This window comes from Bacteroides sp. 519, assembly GCF_010500955.1.
Taxonomy (GTDB): domain Bacteria; phylum Bacteroidota; class Bacteroidia; order Bacteroidales; family Bacteroidaceae; genus Bacteroides.
In genome coordinates this window covers 1-19,733 of record NZ_QVMJ01000034.1, presented here as the reverse complement: position 1 = coordinate 19,733, position 19,733 = coordinate 1, and the positions used below count along the sequence as shown (strand labels likewise).

Here is a 19,733-nt window from a genome sequence, read left to right as displayed (position 1 = left end):
CTATTTATACTGTGCAGCCTTATGGCTTGCACAGTAGCTTGTAGCGATGGCAGTGATGACGATATTCCACCTGCAATTGAGCCACCTACAAAACCGGAAGAGCCCGGCAAAGAGGATGAATACAACAAGCCCGATTTTGAGTTACACAAAGACGGAGAGCCTTTCAACTCTTACCGTGGACTGGTAATGACTGGTTATCAGGGTTGGTTTGGCACACCCGATGATGGCTGTTTGCATGCAACAAAGAATAACACCAAGTGGTATCACTACCGCGAGAATGATATGTTCGAACCCGGTGTACTTCGGAATTCAATTGATTTCTGGCCCGATATGAGCGAGTACGAAAAGAAATATCCGGTTGAAAAATTCACTCTTCCCGGTGGAGGAAATCCTACGGTTTTCAGTTCTTACGATGAGTCTACAGTAATGCTTCATTTCAAATGGATGAAAGATTATGGTATCGATGGGGCCTTTATGCAGCGGTTTGTTGGTGAAGTAATTGACAACCCTGATGGAAAGGAACATTTCGACAAAGTGCTTCAGTCGGCAATGAAAGCATCCAACACCCATCAACGTGCAATATGCGTGATGTACGATTTGGGTGGTTTTCAGCCGGACCGACTTACCAAAACACTGGCTGATGCAAAGAATATTATGGATACATACCAGTTGAAGGACCGCAGCAAACAGAAATTCTATCTGTATCAGGATGAAAAACCGTTGATTGTATTGTGGGGAGTAGGCTTTAATGACAATCGTCCATTCTCTCTTACCGATGTAGAAACACTCATGAACGGCTTGAAAGAAATGGGCTACAGTTTAATGTTGGGAGTTCCTACATACTGGCGCGAAAGGCGTAATGATGCTTTGTCGGATGCTAAGCTACACGATCTTATAAAAGCTGCTGATGTTATTATGCCTTGGTTTGTAGGCCGTTACGGAAAGAATAATTATTCTGATTTCCACAACCTGATAGCAAACGATGTAAAATGGTGTAACGATAATGGTGTAGAATATGCACCCCTTTGCTTCCCTGGTTCTTCCGACCGTAATATGCATCCAGAAAACGGAGTAAATGAGCGTTATGGCGGACAGTTCCTTTGGGATCAGATGTATCATTGCATTAAGTCGGGGGCTCAGATGCTTTACATGGCTATGTTCGATGAAATTGATGAAGGTACAGCTCTTTTTAAATGTTTGAATAAGAAGGATGTACCAAGCAATGAATCTTCTGTAGCTTACTATGTGCGATATAAAGATGGTAACTATAAAATTGTTTCTAAACCCGGTACCGACGATGCTAAATATACACTTGCCAGCGATTACAATGTAACGTTTGGAGGTATTGAGGATGATCTTCCATCCGATCATTACCTGTGGCTCACCGGGCAGGGAAAGAAAATGCTAAGGGGAGAAATTCCGTTATCGGGTTCGTTACCGGTAAGATAATAAACGGTATACAACATAAAAGAGTTCTTTGACGTATTGGTTTACACGTTTGATAAATTGACAATTAGTAATTGCCAATTGATGATTCTTTATTATCTTTGTAAATGATGAATAAAGATTAAGAAGAAACAGTTATGGCAACTATAACATTTGATGAGAATACCGAAGAAGGTCGTACACTACTTTATATAGCACGAACAATGAAACGTGCCAGTCGTAAAGGAGTAACTACTATTATTATTGATGCAAAGAAACCTGCTAAGGATGAAACATTGGAAACAATACATCAGGGCTTATGCGAGTTGAAATTAATGAAACAAGGAAAACTTAAGGCTCGGCCCATCGAAGAATTGCTCAATGAATTATAATATACAAACTCTACCGGATTTTGATAAACAGTTTAAGAGACTTTATAAAAAGTATAAAACTCTGAAAAGTGATTTATTGCATTTTATTGGCGATCTGCAGGAAAACCCTTATCAAGGTGTTGACTTAGGAAGTGGAGTACGTAAAATACGTATGGCTATCACTGCTAAAGCACGAGGGAAAAGTCATGGAGCTCGTATTATTACTTATACTGTTGTTATTAGTGAAGAGGAGGGAATCATCACATTATTATCAATTTACGACAAAGCAGAACAAGAAAGTATCAGTGTTGAAGAAATAAAGCGATTGATAGAAGAAGTCGATTTAAATGAAGAACCAAGTCCCGACGAGGTCTGAATAATTAAAAAACAAAAGAAGCGTGTAAACCAATCATCAAAGAGTTTACACGCTTTTTTTGTGTTCGTAAGATGGTATTAATTAAAAAGATTGTCATGAAACTCACTACTCTAACTTTATCAGTGTTCGCAGTACTTTTGCTGTCGTGCACACCGGGACAACTCACTACAGCAGAAAAAGAACCGGTTGATTATGTTAATCCTTACATGGGGAACATTAGCCATTTATTAGTCCCCACATATCCTACAATTCACCTTCCAAATAGTATGTTACGGGTTTATCCCGAACGTACCGATTACACTGGTGATATGATAAACGGCCTTCCGTTGATTGTTACCAGTCACCGCGGCTCATCAGCCTTTAATTTGAGTCCTTTTCAAGGTACACGAGAGTGCATTTCGCATGTTATTAAATATAGTTATGATAACGAACAATTAACTCCCTATTCCTATAAAGTAGAACTTGATGAGCACAATATTATAGCTTCTTATGCCGTATCGCATCAATCGGCCATCTATCAGATAGAATTTACAGAACCCGACCGGCCTAACTATCTGATATTTAATTCGCGCAACGGAGCAATGAAGGTACAAGAAAATACCGTAAGCGGATATCAGTTGCTCGAAAACGATACGCGGGTATATTTATACCTTGAAACCGAACAGATGCCTGTTCAAACAGGTGTGTGGGCACAGAATGCTATTATCGAAGGCAAGAAAGCTGCCGAAGGGTCAAATGCCTGCGTGATTCTTGGTTATGGTGATGGAGCACAGACGCTTAATTTGCGATATGGTGTTTCGTTTATTAGCGAAGAACAAGCCAAAGCAAATTTAAGAAGAGAGCTCAATGATTACAATATAACTGCCCTTGCTGAAAAAGGACGTGATATATGGAACAAAGAATTAAGTAAAATAACAGTGCAGGGAAGCAATGAAAGTGATAAAAATGTATTCTACACTTCACTTTACCGTTGCTTTGAACGTCCGGTGTGTATAAGCGAAGATGGCCGTTATTACAGTGCTTTCGATGGTAAAGTGCACAACGACAATGGTGAACCTTTTTATACCGACGATTGGATTTGGGATACCTATCGCGCCACTCACCCCCTGCGTGTATTGATTGATGCCAAAAAAGAAGTCGATATTATCAACTCTTTCCTGTTGATGGCCGAACAAATGGGCAATATGTGGATGCCTACTTTCCCCGAGATAACCGGCGACTCTCGTCGGATGAACTCTAATCATGCTGTAGCAACTGTTATTGATGGTTATGTTAAAGGTCTTCGTGGCTTTGATTTGGAAAAAGCATACATTGCCTGTAAAAAAGGTATTGAAGAAAAAACACTTATCCCTTGGAGTGGAGCACCAGCTGGTTGGCTCGACGAATTCTACAAGGAGAATGGATACATTCCTGCTCTTTATCCGGGAGAAAAAGAAACTGTTGTAAATGTACATCCGTATGAAAAACGTCAGCCCATAGCTGTAACCCTTGGTACTGCTTACGACCAGTGGTGCTTGTCGCAAATAGCCACCGCTCTGGGACTGAAAGAAGAAGCTGCTTATTACGCTCAATGTGCTTACAATTATCGCAATGTATATAATGCTCAAACAGGTTTCTTCCATCCTAAAGATAAAGATGGAAAGTTTATTGAACCTTTTGATTATCGTTATTCCGGTGGTATGGGTGCTCGTGAGTATTATGGAGAAAATAACGGTTGGGTATATCGCTGGGATGTTCCTCACAATGTGGCCGATCTTATTAACCTGATGGGTGGTTCCGATCAATTCATCCGGAATCTGGATCGTACTTTTAACGAACCACTTGGTAAAAGTAAGTTTGAGTTCTATGCTCAGATTCCCGACCATACCGGAAATGTCGGACAATTTTCGATGGCTAACGAACCCAGTTTACATATTCCTTATTTATATAACTATGCTGGTCAACCTTGGAAAACTCAGAAACGCATCCGTACCCTTTTGAAACAATGGTTCCGTAACGACCTTATGGGAGTTCCCGGTGACGAGGATGGTGGTGGAACTTCGGCATTTGTAGTGTTCTCATCGCTTGGTTTCTATCCTGTAACTCCTGGCTTACCAAGTTACAATATTGGTAGCCCATTATTCTCATCTGCAAAAATCAACCTGAGTAATGGAAAAGTTTTCGAAATTGTGGTAGAGAACTATGCAACCGAGAACAAATATATCCAATCGGCCACACTGAATGGTAAAGAATGGAATAAACCATGGTTTGCCCACACTGATATTGAAAATGGTGGTAAATTGGTTTTGGTAATGGGAAAGAAAGCAAATAAAAACTGGGGAAGTAATTTGAAAGACGTTCCTCCATCAGCTAATTAATATTTAATAACATAACATTATGAAAAAGTTTTTCTATTCTTTATTAACCTTATGTGTTCTTGTCATACTATCTGCATGCAATAACAGCCCAAAGAAAACAGCAGAACCAAAAGAAGACGACTTTGACCGTCTTCATAAAAATCCGTTTATCACCCACATGTACACTGCCGATCCATCCGCACATGTTTGGGCAGACGGTCGTTTGTACGTATATGCTTCACACGATAACACTCCCGCACGTGGTTGTGATTTCATGGATAAATACCATGTATTCTCTACTGACGATATGATTAACTGGACCGATCATGGGCAGATACTCGAAGCCAAAGATGTACCTTGGGGTGGTGGCATTGCCAATGGTGGAACCTTTATGTGGGCACCCGATTGTGCTTACAAAAACGGTAAGTATTATTTCTATTTTCCACATCCCACAGGGCCGGAATGGAATAATTCTTGGAAAATAGGTATAGCCGTCAGCGATAAACCAGCATCCGATTTTGTTTGCCTCGACCATTGGTTAATTGGTTTACCCGATGATGGTGAAATTGACCCATGTGTATATGTTGATGATGACGGACAAGCATACTTCTATTATGGAGGTGGTGGCAAAAGCTATGGAGCAAAACTGAAAGATAACATGATTGAACTGGATGGCGAATTACAGTTAATGGAAGGTCTTGAAGATTTCCACGAAGCTACATGGATACATAAAAAGAACGGCCTTTATTATTTGTCTTACTCCGATAATCATGATGACAACTGGAACGATGGGGTAAGTGGCGATAACCGTATGCGTTACGCTGTTAGTAAAAATCCTCTTGGACCATGGGAACACAAAGGCATCTATATGGAACCAACCAACAGTTATACCAATCACGGATCAATTGTTGAGTACAAAGGACAGTGGTACTCGTTCTATCATAATAGCGATTTATCCGAAAAGAATGGAGAGTTTAATGACTGGCTTCGTTCTGTTTGCGTGGATAAGCTGTTCTATAATGAGGATGGAACAATACAGATGGTGAAGCAAACAAGAAACTAATCTTTTAATGACAAAAAATGCTGCCGTAAACTTACGGTAGCATTCAACTAAAATGTTACCTTTGTTATATAATTTAAAGAGAAAGGAAAACATTATGAACAAATTAACTTTAACTATTGAATTGGACGATCGAATCAGTGTAAAGAAAGTGATTGAAGGTTTACGTATGTTTAAAGGTGTAAAGAAAGTCTCAGTGGAAAGTGAAGCTAGTCAAGCACTCTCTGAAGCCCGTGCAGGAAAAACCATCCGTGTAAAAACTGTGAGCGAACTAAAAGACAGTCTCAACTCTTAATTTAATATGTACGAAATAGAATATACAGGTAGTTTTAAACGAGGTTATAAACGTTGTGTTAAACGGGGATATGACCTCGAATTATTATTTACTCTTATTGAACAATTGGTAGAAACGGGTACTGTACCTTCAGCTGCAAATCCACATAAACTACAAGGAGATTATGCAGGATGTTGGGAATGTCATATTCGGCCCGACTGGCTTTTGGTGTGGGAGGTAGATGATGATGATGAAGTTATCAGGTTACTATGCACCGGAACACATTCTGACTTGTTTGGATGACTAGATTTTATTATTATCATGAATAAACGAAACTTTTTACTATTACTTTTTGTATGTCTTTGCCTCTGTATACACGCAACAGATCTAAAACTATGGTATAGTAAACCCGCCAAAGAATGGGTAGAAGCCTTACCTCTTGGAAACTCACGCATGGGAGCCATGGTATTTGGAAATCCTGCAACAGAACAAATTCAGTTGAACGAAGAAACCATTTGGGGAGGCAGTCCCTATACCAATGCCAATCCTAATGCACTGAATGTATTACCCAAAGTGCGCGAACTTATTTTTAATGGACAGGAAGAAGAAGCCGAGAAACTTATTGGTGAGAACTTTTATACAGGTAAACATGGAATGCCTTACCAAACAATAGGAAGTTTGATGTTAAACTTCGCTGGTCATGAAGATTATACAAACTACTACCGGGAACTGGATTTGGAAAAAGCCATAGCAACTACGTACTATAAAGTAGGCGAGGTAACCTATACACGTACCCTTTTTACCTCTTTTACCGACAATGTAGTTATTATGCGTATTGAAGCAGATAAACCCGGAATGTTAAACTTCACAGCAAGTTATCAATCTCCTTTTAAAGATTATTCTGTATCAAAGAAAGGTAAAAGCCTTGTGTTGAGTGGAAAAGGTTCCGATCACGAAGGCGTTCCCGGTATTATTTGTTTCGAGAACCATGTACAAGTTAAAACCGTAAAAGGAAAATCTACCTTATTCAACGATAAGATAGAAGTAAAAGATGCCGATGCAGTACTTATTTATATCACTGCGGCAACCAATTATATAAACTACAAAAATGTTTCGGGCGATGCGAATAAACAGGCAGTTAACTATATGAATGCTGCACTCAAGAAACCATACGCACGAGCTATAGGCGATCATGTAGCTTATTACCAGAAACAATTTAACCGGGTAAAACTGGATTTGGGAACAACGCCCGCTTCTCAAAAGGAAACCGATGTCAGGGTGAAAAACTTCAATACGGAAAACGATCCGGCATTGATTACACTTATGTTTCAGTTTGGACGCTATCTTCTTATTTCTGCTTCACAACCGGGTGGACAACCGGCTAACCTTCAAGGAATCTGGAACCACGAATTGCTTGCTCCGTGGGATGGTAAATACACCATCAATATCAATACTGAAATGAACTACTGGCCGGCAGAAGTAACCAATCTAAGCGAAACTCATTTCCCTTTGTTCCAGATGGTAAAGGAAATCTCAGAAACAGGAAAAGCAACAGCTCGCGAAATGTATGGAGCCAATGGTTGGGTAGCTCATCACAATACAGACTTATGGAGGGCTACTGGTCCTGTAGACAGTCCTTTCTATGGTACATGGCCAATGGGGGGAGCATGGCTTAGTCAGCACTTGTGGCAGCATTATCTTTATACTGGCGATAAGGAATTCTTGAAAGAGGCTTATCCTGTACTGAAAGGTGTAGCAGATTTCTATTTGGACTTTCTGGTGGAACATCCTCAATACAAATGGATGGTAGTGGCTCCGGGAATGTCGCCCGAATTAGGTCCATCGGGAAAGAAAACCAGTATTACTGCCGGATGCACCATGGACAATCAGATAGTATTCGATGCTTTGAACAGTACTCTGTTGTCTATTAATTACCTTGGTTTAAACGAACCTGAATACAAAAAACGTCTTCAGGATATGATAAACAGTTTGCCACCTATGCAGATTGGTCGGCATAACCAATTGCAGGAATGGTTGGGAGATTGGGATGATCCGAAGAACGATCACCGTCATGTATCGCATCTCTACGGATTGTATCCCAGTAATCAGATTTCTCCATATTCAAACCCTGAATTGTTTCAGGCTGCAAAGAAATCTTTGTTGTATCGTGGAGATATGGCTACAGGTTGGTCTATAGGTTGGAAGATTAATTTCTGGGCCCGACTATTGGATGGCAACCATGCATTTAAAATCATCTCTAACATGCTGAAACTGGTTGAACCGGGTAACCCAGATGGGCGTACTTATCCTAATTTATTCGATGCTCATCCACCATTCCAGATTGATGGAAACTTTGGATTTACGGCTGGTATAGCAGAAATGCTTTTGCAGAGTCATGACAATGCTGTACACCTGCTGCCTGCCCTTCCCGAAGTATGGCAGAATGGAAGTATAAACGGACTAGTGGCTCGTGGAGGCTTTGAAGTAGGAATGGAATGGAAAGATGCTCAACTAACAAAAGCTATAATAACTTCTAAAATAGGAGGACCATTACGTTTACGTTCGTATGTACCATTGAAAGGCGAAGGATTGAAACCAGCTTCGGGAACGAATACGAATCCGTTGTTTGCCTCATCAAATATTAAAAAGCCTTTGGTATCGAAAGAGGTAAATCCGGAATATCCAATTCTGTATCAGGTATTTGAATATGATATAATGACGGAAGCAGGGAAAAGCTATGAGTTGGTAAGGTAAGGTTCTTGTTTTCCTCCCTTCCTATATTCACCTGGTGTCATCCCTGTTCGGCTTTTGAAAAAGCGGGTTAAATACGATTGGTCCGGGAAGTTTAATTCCCGGGCAATTTGTTGTATTGAGTTCTCGGACGATTGCAGTTGAAGCTTTATTTCCTGTATAACACAATTATCAATAAACATTTTAGGTGTTATTTTATCTGTTCGTTGTGCTATTTTTGTAAGGTAACGGGTCGAAATAGAAAGCTCGTTGGCATAAAAAGTTACTTCACGTACCTGTTTACAATATTTGTGTACCAGCTGAATAAAATTCTTGTATATTTCATTACCCCTGTCGGCTTCCTTTATAATCTGCCGATCGTTATGGCGGTATACCTTGTCGAAGGTATCCAGAAAGAAATTTTGAAGAATATTAATTATCATTTTGGGGCGAAACCTGTTTCCACGATCTTCGTATAAATTGCGAACAAGATGAATGTATAATATGTTCTTCTCGAAAGTTTCGGGAGGAAACTTATAATGGAAGTTATCTTTCAGGAAACCAAAGAAATCGGACTCGATACGAAAACACGCCTCATTAAATATTTCTACAGAATAAGAAAAACATATCGTGCGAAAATCCACGCTTTTGCTTTCAATCATCAATATACTTTGCGGCAAGATTACTATTCGTGAATGCTTGCCTATTTCACACCTTTTCATGTCGAGTGTTATAACTGCACTTCCTTCAACACACATAATAATTGCTCCTTCGGCTATACGGTGAGGACGGTCTAAATAGAAATCTAATGACGAAACAGTAAAGATAAAAGTGTCATTAGCACTGGTTTCCAATGGGTTGTGTAAGTTTACCTGTTTCATGTAGTTTGTTCCAATTTTGCTATAAAGGTACAAGTTTTTACTCGTATTTTAAGAAAAACAGTTCCTGAATTGAAAAACATTGTACCGAAGATTACAAATCTTAGAAACGAAAATTCGGGTACTTTTGCAGCACTTTTAATATGAATAAATATATAATGAAGGTAATTAGTTTAATAATGCAAGGTAAAATGAAGTACATGTTAGGAGCAGCAATCTCCATCATTGTTTTTACAGGATGTAAGCAACAACAAGTTGCACAACAGGATACGGCATACTCCGTGATGGAGATACGATCGACAGATAAAGAACTGCTCAGCAGCTATTCGGCTAGTATCCGGGGGAAATCGGATATTGCTATTTATCCGCAAATATCAGGGTATATAACCAGGTTGTGTGTAGAAGAAGGCGAGGTGGTTCGTAAAGGACAAACATTATTCATTATTGATCAGGTGCCCTATCAGGCAGCCTTACGTACTGCAACTGCAAATGTAAATCTGTGCAAAGCCAATGTTGGTACAGCAGAGTTAACCTACAAAAGCAAACAGGAACTTTTTAAACAGAATGTGATTTCTACTTTCGAACTTCAAACAGCAGAAAATGCTTTGGAAAGTGCAAAGGCGCAATTAGAGCAAGCTTTAGCGCAGGAAATCAATGCCCGTAACAATCTCTCGTATACGGAAGTGAAAAGCCCGTCGGATGGTATGGTAGGCACTTTACCTTACAAAGTAGGAACATTGGTAAGCCCATCGCAACCAAATCCGCTGACGATGGTATCCGATAACTCCGAAATGTATGTGTACTTCTCTATGACCGAGAAGCAATTACTTGGGTTATTGCGTGAACACGATTCTGTAGAGAAGGCACTTAAATCCATGCCTGCTGTACAGTTGCAGTTAACAGATAATTCTATTTATGCAGAGAAGGGACGTATCGAAACCATAAGTGGTATTATCGACCAGACTACCGGTTCGGTTACTCTTCGTGCAACCTTCCCCAACAAGGGACATATGTTGTACAGTGGTGGATCGGGAAATATACTTATTCCTCAAACAAAGAAAAACTGTATCGTTATTCCTAAAAGTGCCACGTACGAGGTACAGGATAAAGTTTATACTTTCCGTAATATTGATGGTGTTGCCAAATCAACAATGGTTCATGTATTACCCATCAGCGAAGATAATAATTACATTGTTGAAGCCGGATTATCCGTTGGCGACGTAATCGTGGCCGAAGGTGTAGGATTTATTCGCGACAATACTCCAATCAAAGTAAAACAAAATTAGTTTTGAGTAATGAGTTTAGAGTTATCTATGCAGCATATAGTTTACTCAAACTCATTACTCAAAACTCATTACTCAAAACTCATTTAACATGACTTTAAAAACGTTTATTGACAGACCAGTCCTGTCAATGGTGATCTCTATTGCCATTGTTGTACTGGGTATAATAGGATTATCGGCATTGCCCGTTGAACAATATCCCGACATTGCTCCGCCTACTGTAATGGTAATGGCGAGTTATCCCGGTGCAAATGCCGAGACCCTACAGAAAACCGTAGTTGCTCCTCTCGAAGAATCAATTAACGGTGTAGAAGATATGACATACATTAAATCCGAGGCAACAAACTCCGGAACGGTAACCATTACAGTTTACTTTAAACAAGGTACCGACCCCGATATGGCTACGGTGAATGTACAAAACCGAGTATCGAAAGCTACCGGGCTTTTGCCTGCCGAGGTAGTACAAATTGGTGTATCTACCATTAAGCGGCAAAGTAGTATTTTGATGGTACTTTCGCTCTACAGTCCGGATTCATCTTACGACCAGACGTTCTTGTCGAATTACCTGAAAATCAATATTCAACCTGCTTTGTTGCGTGTAAATGGGGTAGGAGAGATTGTGATTTATGGTGCCAACTACAGTATGCGAATCTGGTTGAAACCAGATGTTATGGCACAGTATAAGCTTGTACCTACCGACATAATCGGGGTATTAGGCGAACAGAATATTGAGTCGGCAACAGGTTCATTTGGCGAAAGTTCTACTCAAACTTATCAGTACACCATGAAGTACAAAGGCCGGTTAGAGAAACCCGAAGAGTTTGGCGAAATGGTGATACGCGCCCTTCCCGGTGGTGAATTATTGAAACTGAAAGATGTTGCCGTTGTTGAAATGGACAGGGAAAGTTATGAGAATAACGCTGAGACAGATGGAAAGCCGGCAACCACCTGTTTAATATTCCAAACAGCAGGCTCTAATGCAACAGAGGTAATCAATAATATTGAAGCTTATCTTGACGAGGCCCGTAAAGACTTTCCACAAGGAGTAGAAATGGTTGTAATGTCCAGTTCAAACGACTTCCTTTACGCATCTATCAAGGAAGTTGTTGTAACACTTATCATATCTATTATCCTTGTAATTCTGGTGGTATATTTCTTCCTGCAGAATCTTCGTGCTACACTTATACCAACAATTTCCATGATTGTTTCGGTTATTGGTACGTTTGCTTTTCTTGCTATTGCAGGTTTCAGTATTAACCTCCTAACGCTTTTTGCTTTGGTATTGGCCATTGGTACGGTGGTAGATAATGCGATAGTAGTGGTAGAAGCGGTACAAACAAGGTTCGATGCCGGATACCGTGATCCTTATTCGGCTTCGGTAGATGCCATGAAGGGTATTAGTTCGGCTATTATTGCATCAACACTTGTGTTTATGGCAGTGTTTATTCCAGTATCGTTTATTGGTGGTACATCAGGGAAATTCTATACTCAATTTGGTATTACTATGGCAGTTGCGGTGGGTATATCTGCAATAAATGCGTTAACGCTGTGTCCGGCTCTGTGCGCAATCATTATGAAACCATACCGTATTATTCAATCGGGCGATAAGCTGACTTTCGAAGAACGTTTTCAGCGGTGGTTTAATAAAACTTTCAATACAATGCTCAACCACTATAAAGTGGGAGTTATGTTTTTTGTAAAACGTAAATGGCTTACCTGGGGATGCGTTTGTTTTTGCTCCACCTATGATTTCAGGCTACGGATCGGGGAATGGTTTCGAACTTTACCTTCTGGATAGGAGTGGAGGTGATTTATCTACTTTCTTTGATGTGGCACAGAATTACATTGGTAAACTAAGGGAACGCCCGGAAATATCTGCTGCTTTTTCATCTTATAACATCAACTATCCTCAATATCAGGTAGATGTTGATGCAGTAAAATGCAAACGGGCTGGTATTTCGCCAACCGAGGTTTTATCAACACTTGCCGGTTATTATGGTGGTATATATGCTTCGAACTTCAACCGTTTTTCGAAAGTTTACCGTGTAATGGTACAAGCATCTCCGGATTACCGGCTCGATCCGGAATCACTGAACAATATCTTTGTGAGGATTAATGGTGAGATGGCTCCGATATCACAGTTCATTACATTAACAAAAGTGTATGGATCGGAAACAATGAACCGTTATAACCTATTTTCAAGCATTGCAGTAAGTGGTTTGCCTGCCGAAGGATACAGTTCGGGTGATGTTATTACTGCCATCCGTGAAGTGGCCGATCAACAGCTACCCCGTGGTTATGGTTACGATTTTGGTGGTATTACCCGTGAAGAAAACCAGAGTTCGAATACTACTGTTATTATATTTGCTATTTGCATATTGCTTACTTACCTTATATTAAGTGGGTTATACGAAAGCTTTATGATACCAATGGCAGTGATCTTCTCCATTCCTTTTGGATTGGCCGGAAGTTTCATCTTTGCTAAAATAATGGGACTGGAAAATAACATCTATCTGCAAACGGGGTTGATTATGCTTATCGGGTTGCTATCAAAAACGGCCATTCTTTTAACCGAATATGCAGTAGATCGCCGCCATAGCGGAATGACATTATCCCAGTCGGCAGTGGCATCAGCTAAAGCCCGTTTACGTCCTATCCTGATGACGGCTCTGACAATGATATTCGGCTTGCTTCCGTTGATGTTTGCTACAGGTGTAGGGGCAAATGGTAATAGCTCGTTAGGAACAGGAGCCATTGGTGGTATGATTATTGGAACCATTGCCCTTTTATTTATAGTTCCGTCTCTTTATATCAACTTTGAATATTTTCAGGAAAAGATTAAACCAATTAAGAAGAAAAAGAAAGCACCTGATAATATGATAAAGAAGGAGATGAAACAATTAGAAGAAGTTAAAGTTAGTGAACTAAAAGTGAGGTAAAGGAGGTAAAGTGAGGTAGAGTAGGTAAAGTAGGCGATGCCGCATGGATTCCCCGCCCTTGAGGGGCGGGGTGGCCTTTAGGCCGGGGCGGGGAGTGAAAACATACCGCATGGAAATTCGGTTGCGCAACTTTTGAGTCCCCCCTCTCCGCCCTAAAGGGCACCTCTCCCCTCTAGGGAGAGGAATTCCATGCGGCATCCCACTACTCAACTACTTTACCTCCTCTACCTCACTTTACCTCCTTTTCTATTCTGGTTTGAACCAAATAGATGAAGTATGAATAAAAATCCGCGTTAATCCGCGTTAATCCGCGTTTCAAAAAGAGATCAAAAAGAGATAAAAAAAATGAATATACAAACAGTAACTATATCCGTAACCGCTATGTTTTTACTAAGCGGTTGCAACATCTACAAATCATATAACCGCCCGGAATCAATAACTGCCGAAGGAGTTTTCCGGGATGTAATTCAGGAAGACACTACCAGTCTTGCCAATCTTGACTGGCACGAACTGTTTAGCGATACCTGTTTGCAACAGTTAATTGAACAGGGATTGAAAAACAACACAGATATGCGCACTGCATACCTGCGTGTTGATCAGGCAAAAGCTACTTTGCAGAGTGCCCGTTTATCATTTCTGCCTTCTTTCAACTTAGGTTTTCAGGGTAATATTGTAAATTTTGATAATGGAAAGTCAACTTACACATATTCGTTACCGGTAGTAGCCAGTTGGGAGGTAGATATCTTTGGTAAATTGCTAAATGCCAAACGTCGTTCGAAAGCACTTTACGAACAGAGTCAGGAATATCGGCAGGCCGTTCGTACCCAACTTGTTTCTGGCATAGCCAACACCTATTATTCATTATTGATGTTGGATGCACAATTGGAAATATCCGAGGCCACAGCAATAATTTGGAAGCAGAATGTAGAAACAATGAAAGCTTTAAAAGAAGCAGCAATGGCAAACGAAGCTTCTGTTTCGCAAACCGAAGCTAATTATTTTGCAATCGAAGCTTCTTTATTGGATATCAGGAAACAGATTTATGAAGTAGAGAATACCTTATCTGTTTTATTGGGCGAAGCTCCTCAAACAATTAATCGCAGTAAATTGGCCGAACAACAATTTCCGGAAGAGTTGCTAACTGGTGTTCCGCTTCAACTGCTGTCGAACAGACCAGATGTACGTAGTGCCGAATTAACTTTAAAGGCCGCATCGTATGCAACAGCCGAAGCACGTTCGGCTTTTTACCCTTCGTTGGTGTTGAATGGCACAGCCGGATGGACCAATGAAGCTGGATCGTTTATTGTAAATCCGGGTAAACTGTTGCTAACTGCTATTGGTTCGCTCACTCAACCTTTATTTAATAATGGTGCACTTCGGGCCCGGCTAAAGATAAGCAAATCTCAACAAGAGGAAGCATTACTCAGTTTTCAACAATCCATATTGAATGCAGGAAGCGAAGTAATTAATGCCTTAAAGCAAGTTGAAACAGCTCGTGATAAAGGTGAATGGCGTAATCAGCAAATAGAATCGTTAAAAACAGCTGTACACAGTACCGAATTGCTGATGCGTCATGGTAGTTCTACCTATCTGGAAGTGCTTACAGCCCAGCAAACTTTACTTTCTGCACAAATATCGCAGGTAACAGATCGGTTTGAAGAAATACAAGGCATTATTAATCTTTACCATGCATTAGGTGGTGGAAGAGAAAAAGAAACAGATTAATGTTATTTTCTATGGATGAAAGTACTGTAAGAAAAGAAATAATTCATTTCACACGTCGGCAAATGGTAAGGCAAGGTACCCGGCGTCTCAGCATGGATATGATAGCACGCGAGTTACACATTTCTAAACGAACGATCTATATTGTTTTTAACGACAAGAAAGGTTTGATCGATGCATGTGTACATGAAATGAAGAAAGAATTTACAAAAGAAGTGGAAGACTACCTTAGTTGGTCTTCCACTTCTTCTTCTCAGAAGTTGAATTGGCTTGTACACAAGTACCTACATTGTCTTTATAGTGTTGATTATAGTTTTCTTCTTGATATGAGACAAACACGCGAGTTTAGTGAATACTATAATGAATTTCAAACTTTTTGGCAACAAAATATATTAAAAATACTTCGCGAGTATTGTCCGGCTACAATGGTAAATGTTGATGTGATAATCAAAAATTTATTAGAAATAGCCAGCAATTTGCGTGTTGAAGGTATATCGTTTTTAGAACAAGAGAACTTTTTCGATGTTATGTTCCGGGGGATAACGGGATAAATATTATCTCCTCCCAGAAGTTTAAAATGCAAAATTTGCCAGCACTGCCAGCACAAAGCCACTTATGTATTTGATTAGCAGTTGATTAAAACGTGCTGGCAAAGTGTGCTGGCAAATATCTTTACAGCATTGTCAACACGCGAGATGTGCATGAAACAACTAGTTTCATTTCGGTTTTGTGCAGTGAAACAAGTAGTTTCCTATATAGAAAACAAGTCGTTTCCTACATAGAAAATAAGTAGTTTTCTACATAGAAAACAAGTGGTTTCCTACATAGAAAACAAGTTGTTTCCTACTGTGAAACAGTTGGTTTCCTACCGTGAAACCGTTGGTTTCCTACTGTGAAACTGTTGGCGTTCTTTAGAGATTAATGAGTAATGAGTTTTGAGTAGTGAGTTTTACCCTCGATAATGAGACGATACAAAGCGTGACGAAATAGTTGTAACAACGTTTCTCAACACGCCATTCAACACGCATCTAATGTGTTGCTAATCAATAAAATAAACCTTCCGCGTGTTGAATGACGACAAATTTTGCATTTTAAACTTCTGGGAGGAGTTTTGGTTCAAATGAATGGAATTGAAATAAAACACTGAGACACAGAAACACGGAGCTTATCGAAAATGCCCGTAGGGCATTCATATCAATAGAATAATAATAAGTTTTAATCTTCAACCCGGTACGGGTTGCATCGTATCTACCATGCAACCCGTACCGGGTTGTGAAGAGTATTATCATTGCCTTTCTATTGACATGAATGCCCTACGGGCATTTTCGATAAGCTCAGTGTTTCTGTGACTCTGTGTTTTAATTTTAGTTCAACACAGATTGGAATTGAAACGCTAAGTTACGTAGAGTTTTTATTTCGATGCCGCATGGAATTCCCCTCCAACCACCCCGCCCGTTGGGCACCCCTCCTTAGCCAAGGAGGGGAATCCATGCGGCATAATATCAAATTAAAACTCCGCGTAACTCCGCGTAACTCAGCGTTTCAAAAAAGAAATAAAACACAGAGTCACAGAAACACTGAGCTTTTCCTTGTGCTGAACACGGAGGTCCGTGAACCAAACAAATATGGATATGTACTTTCTTATCAAAAAGACTTTTGCCAGCCCATTTGTAATATATGTATGAATAATTTGTCTTTTTTAGGTGGTTCTGAAAGCGAATATGGTGGGGAGTTTTTCGAAGTAAAATGTCCGTCTTATCTAAGGAGACAGACATCATTATTGATGCAAATGTACAACTATTGGTTTTACTATGCAAGATACGGCATTTTTTTTATTATCCATTTATTTTTTAACAAAACAACAAAAGCGTACATTATTGCCTCTATCCTTTATACATTAGGTGTTTATGTGATCGTAATATTTTACAAGTTTATTATTTTGAGTTCGCGTAATTTAACCTTAATTAAATATTCACCTAGGCTTTCTATCTATTCTACCACTACATTTCTTCATTTTTTCTGTTTTTTTATTCTTTAGCTCTTCTGATGATTAAAATAATACACATTTTATTCAAACTCTATTCTAGCCTTCATTTTTGCTGTATTTAGCAAAAATGTCCGTCTCCTTAGATGAGACGGGCACTTAGCGACTGGAGTATTATGTTAGATAAGAAGACTTTATATGTAGTATACTTGCTTCACCGTGCAAGTAGTTTGTGTATTGAAACGCCTCAGCGCAAGCAAGGCCGGCGTGTTGTAGTTTCTTCCTCTCCTTCTATTGAAGAGTTACGTTTACAAGGTTATCTTTTCGGATCGGGGCGTATAACCGAAAGTCTTGATGTAACCTCGTTGGTTGCTATCTTAAACGAGGTTGGTAAAGTAGTTGACCATCTTCCTATAACCAGAGAATGTCGGGCAGAGTTTCCTCGCACAGTCCGTCAGTTTAATCGTAATTATAGGCTTTGGCTAAACAAAATCGAATCCTCTTGTCACTCTTAATCTGTAATTAGTAAATCACATTATATGCGTAATTCATCCATATTCATATTCATCCTTGTTTTCACACTGGCGTCTGGGGTTGTCCGTTCGCAAGAGTTAGTTGATCATTCCACTTATCGTTTATATGATCCTGTTCCCCGCTTTGCTGTAAAAAGCAATCTGTTATACGATGCGGCTCTAAGCCTTAATCTTGGGATCGAGTTTAAACTCAGCAAACGTTATACCCTTGACGTACCAGTAAGCTACAACTCTTTCGATTTTGCCAATAACCGCAAGTGGAAGCATATTCTGGTTCAACCCGAGGTGCGTTACTGGCTTTGTGAATCTTTTGCCGGTCATTTTCTAGGCATTCATGCACATTATGGAGAGTACAATATAGGTAATGTTGGTCCGCTGAAAGCTACTAAACATCACCGTTACGAAGGCTGGCTTGCTGGTGGCGGAGTTTCGTGGGGTTATCACTGGTTACTATCGCCTCGCTGGTCAATGGAGGTCACAGTTGGTTTAGGTTATACGTATCTGGATTATGATAAGTATGAGGCTCCTAAATGTGGACTTCTACAAGGAAACAACAATAAACACTATGTGGGGCCAACAAAAGTGGCGCTGAACTTAATTTATTTTATAAAGTAAGATAAAGGTAAACTCATTACTCATAACAATCTGCGTTTAAATAACGAAAAAACAAAGAAAATGAAAAAGAATAACTCATTACTCAAAACTCAATACTTTATAGCCTTTATAATCTTTATAGCCTTTTATTCTGTTCCTGCCTTTGCTCAGGACTACAAAGGTTCCGTCTATGTAGAATCGACTAACTTTTCCGAGCGCAACGACAGTTTGATTGTTGCTTTCCACATAACAGTTGAAGCCAATGCTGTTCCTTCATGCGCCAGCATGCACTTTATTCCCGAGCTTCGCGCTGAGAAAGAGATTGTGGAACTCCCTTATATTCAGTTTAACGGCAAAACCCGTTCGAAAATCAATGCGCGTTGGTTTATGGTGGCCAGCGATAATTGGCTATCCGGCTATGAGGCTCCACGAATGATTGTTAACGCGGATAAGTATACCGACGAATCGATGAGCTACGAAGTAGCCCTTCCCTACGAAAGTTGGATGAACAAAGCTAGCCTTTACCTGCGTCAGGAACTGATTGGCTGCCACAGCGAAGTGAATCTTTATACTTATAAATTGAACGATCGGGCACAGGTGGCTCCGCGTGCTCCTTATCAGGTACAACCGCTTGTGGCATTGGTTACCCCTGCTGCCGAAGTGAAGACCCGTAACCGTCAGGGAAGTGCTTTTCTTGACTTTCAGGTAGGCCGTTCGGTAATCCTTCCCGATTTTCGTCGCAACCCGGTTGAGTTAGGCAAAATCAACAACGCTTTCCTTGAAGTAATGGGCGATCAGGATGCCCAAATCACCGGCCTGTTTATTGATGGCTACGCTTCACCCGAAGGTAAATACACCAGCAACGACAAATTGGCCAACAGCCGTGCGATTGCTCTGAAAGATTATATCAAGAACCACTACATGTTGGCCGAAAACCTTTTCAGTGTTCGCTCAACAGCCGAAGACTGGGCTGGCCTGCGCGTTAAAGTAGAAGAAAGTAACATAGCACAGAAAGATCAGATCCTTGCCATCATTGACAGCACTATTGACCCCGATGCCAAAGAGGCCCGTTTGAAAGGTCTTTCGAGCTACAGTGCCCTGCTTCGCGATATTTTCCCCGAACTACGCCGCGTAGAATACCAGATTGACTATGCCGTACGTAGCTATAGCACCACCGAAGCCCGTCAGCTGATGAACACCAACCCCGAGAACCTGTCGCAACTAGAGT

The 19,733-nt window shown here is 40.3% G+C and carries 15 protein-coding genes and 1 pseudogene; 15 read left to right on the top strand and 1 reads right to left on the bottom strand.

From position 1 onward, the window contains the following. The first annotated feature begins 21 nt into the window (after positions 1-21). The 8 genes from D0T85_RS19670 to D0T85_RS19635 all read left to right on the top strand — a co-directional run bounded on the left by D0T85_RS19670 (position 22) and on the right by D0T85_RS19635 (position 8,596). Positions 22-1,449, top strand: coding sequence for a glycoside hydrolase family 71/99-like protein (locus D0T85_RS19670; RefSeq protein ID WP_239060770.1), 1,428 nt, complete (start codon positions 22-24; stop codon positions 1,447-1,449). Positions 1,450-1,583: 134 nt separating this feature from the next. Then, complete coding sequence (locus D0T85_RS19665; RefSeq protein WP_163215206.1) at positions 1,584-1,817, top strand: hypothetical protein; 234 nt, start codon at positions 1,584-1,586, stop codon at positions 1,815-1,817. Then, positions 1,807-2,172, top strand: coding sequence for a type II toxin-antitoxin system RelE/ParE family toxin (locus D0T85_RS19660; protein WP_163215218.1), 366 nt, complete (start codon positions 1,807-1,809; stop codon positions 2,170-2,172). Before D0T85_RS19665 ends, D0T85_RS19660 begins: the two co-directional genes overlap by 11 nt. Before the next feature lie 95 nt (positions 2,173-2,267). Then, a complete protein-coding gene (locus D0T85_RS19655; protein ID WP_203558527.1) occupies positions 2,268-4,529 on the top strand; it encodes a GH92 family glycosyl hydrolase in 2,262 nt (753 codons plus the stop codon). Positions 4,530-4,548: 19 nt separating this feature from the next. Further along, positions 4,549-5,571: a family 43 glycosylhydrolase gene (locus D0T85_RS19650; RefSeq protein ID WP_163215216.1), complete on the top strand. Its 1,023-nt coding sequence runs from the start codon at positions 4,549-4,551 to the stop codon at positions 5,569-5,571. 94 nt (positions 5,572-5,665) lie between these two features. Further along, positions 5,666-5,863: a hypothetical protein gene (locus D0T85_RS19645; protein WP_163215215.1), complete on the top strand. Its 198-nt coding sequence runs from the start codon at positions 5,666-5,668 to the stop codon at positions 5,861-5,863. A 6-nt stretch (positions 5,864-5,869) separates the two neighbouring features. Beyond that, a complete protein-coding gene (locus D0T85_RS19640) occupies positions 5,870-6,145 on the top strand; it encodes a type II toxin-antitoxin system YafQ family toxin (protein ID WP_163215214.1) in 276 nt (91 codons plus the stop codon). Positions 6,146-6,163: 18 nt separating this feature from the next. Continuing rightward, positions 6,164-8,596 (top strand): glycoside hydrolase N-terminal domain-containing protein, encoded by a 2,433-nt coding sequence (locus D0T85_RS19635; protein ID WP_163215213.1) that lies wholly within the window; start codon positions 6,164-6,166, stop codon positions 8,594-8,596. Here the strand turns inward: D0T85_RS19635 and D0T85_RS19630 are convergent. After that, positions 8,578-9,453, bottom strand: a complete 876-nt coding sequence (locus D0T85_RS19630; RefSeq protein ID WP_163215212.1) for a helix-turn-helix domain-containing protein — start codon at positions 9,451-9,453, stop codon at positions 8,578-8,580. The two genes, D0T85_RS19635 and D0T85_RS19630, sit on opposite strands and share 19 nt — an antisense overlap. 176 nt (positions 9,454-9,629) lie before the next feature. Between D0T85_RS19630 and D0T85_RS19625 the strand changes: the two genes are divergently transcribed. The 7 genes and pseudogenes from D0T85_RS19625 to D0T85_RS19595 all read left to right on the top strand — a co-directional run. After that, on the top strand, positions 9,630-10,736 hold the full coding sequence (locus tag D0T85_RS19625) for an efflux RND transporter periplasmic adaptor subunit (protein WP_163215224.1): 1,107 nt from the start codon (positions 9,630-9,632) through the stop codon (positions 10,734-10,736). 88 nt (positions 10,737-10,824) lie between these two features. After that, positions 10,825-13,672: pseudogene (locus D0T85_RS19620) on the top strand (efflux RND transporter permease subunit). Positions 13,673-14,017: 345 nt separating this feature from the next. Further along, on the top strand, positions 14,018-15,397 hold the full coding sequence (locus D0T85_RS19615) for an efflux transporter outer membrane subunit (RefSeq protein WP_163215211.1): 1,380 nt from the start codon (positions 14,018-14,020) through the stop codon (positions 15,395-15,397). Positions 15,398-15,408: 11 nt separating this feature from the next. Beyond that, complete coding sequence (locus tag D0T85_RS19610; RefSeq protein ID WP_163215210.1) at positions 15,409-15,945, top strand: TetR/AcrR family transcriptional regulator; 537 nt, start codon at positions 15,409-15,411, stop codon at positions 15,943-15,945. Positions 15,946-17,524: 1,579 nt separating this feature from the next. Further along, complete coding sequence (locus D0T85_RS19605; protein WP_163215209.1) at positions 17,525-17,893, top strand: hypothetical protein; 369 nt, start codon at positions 17,525-17,527, stop codon at positions 17,891-17,893. A gap of 24 nt (positions 17,894-17,917) precedes the next feature. After that, positions 17,918-18,526, top strand: a complete 609-nt coding sequence (locus D0T85_RS19600) for a DUF3575 domain-containing protein (RefSeq protein WP_163215208.1) — start codon at positions 17,918-17,920, stop codon at positions 18,524-18,526. Positions 18,527-18,586: 60 nt separating this feature from the next. Continuing rightward, on the top strand, positions 18,587-19,733 hold a 1,147-nt coding region (locus D0T85_RS19595), incomplete at its 3' end, for a DUF3868 domain-containing protein (RefSeq protein WP_163215207.1).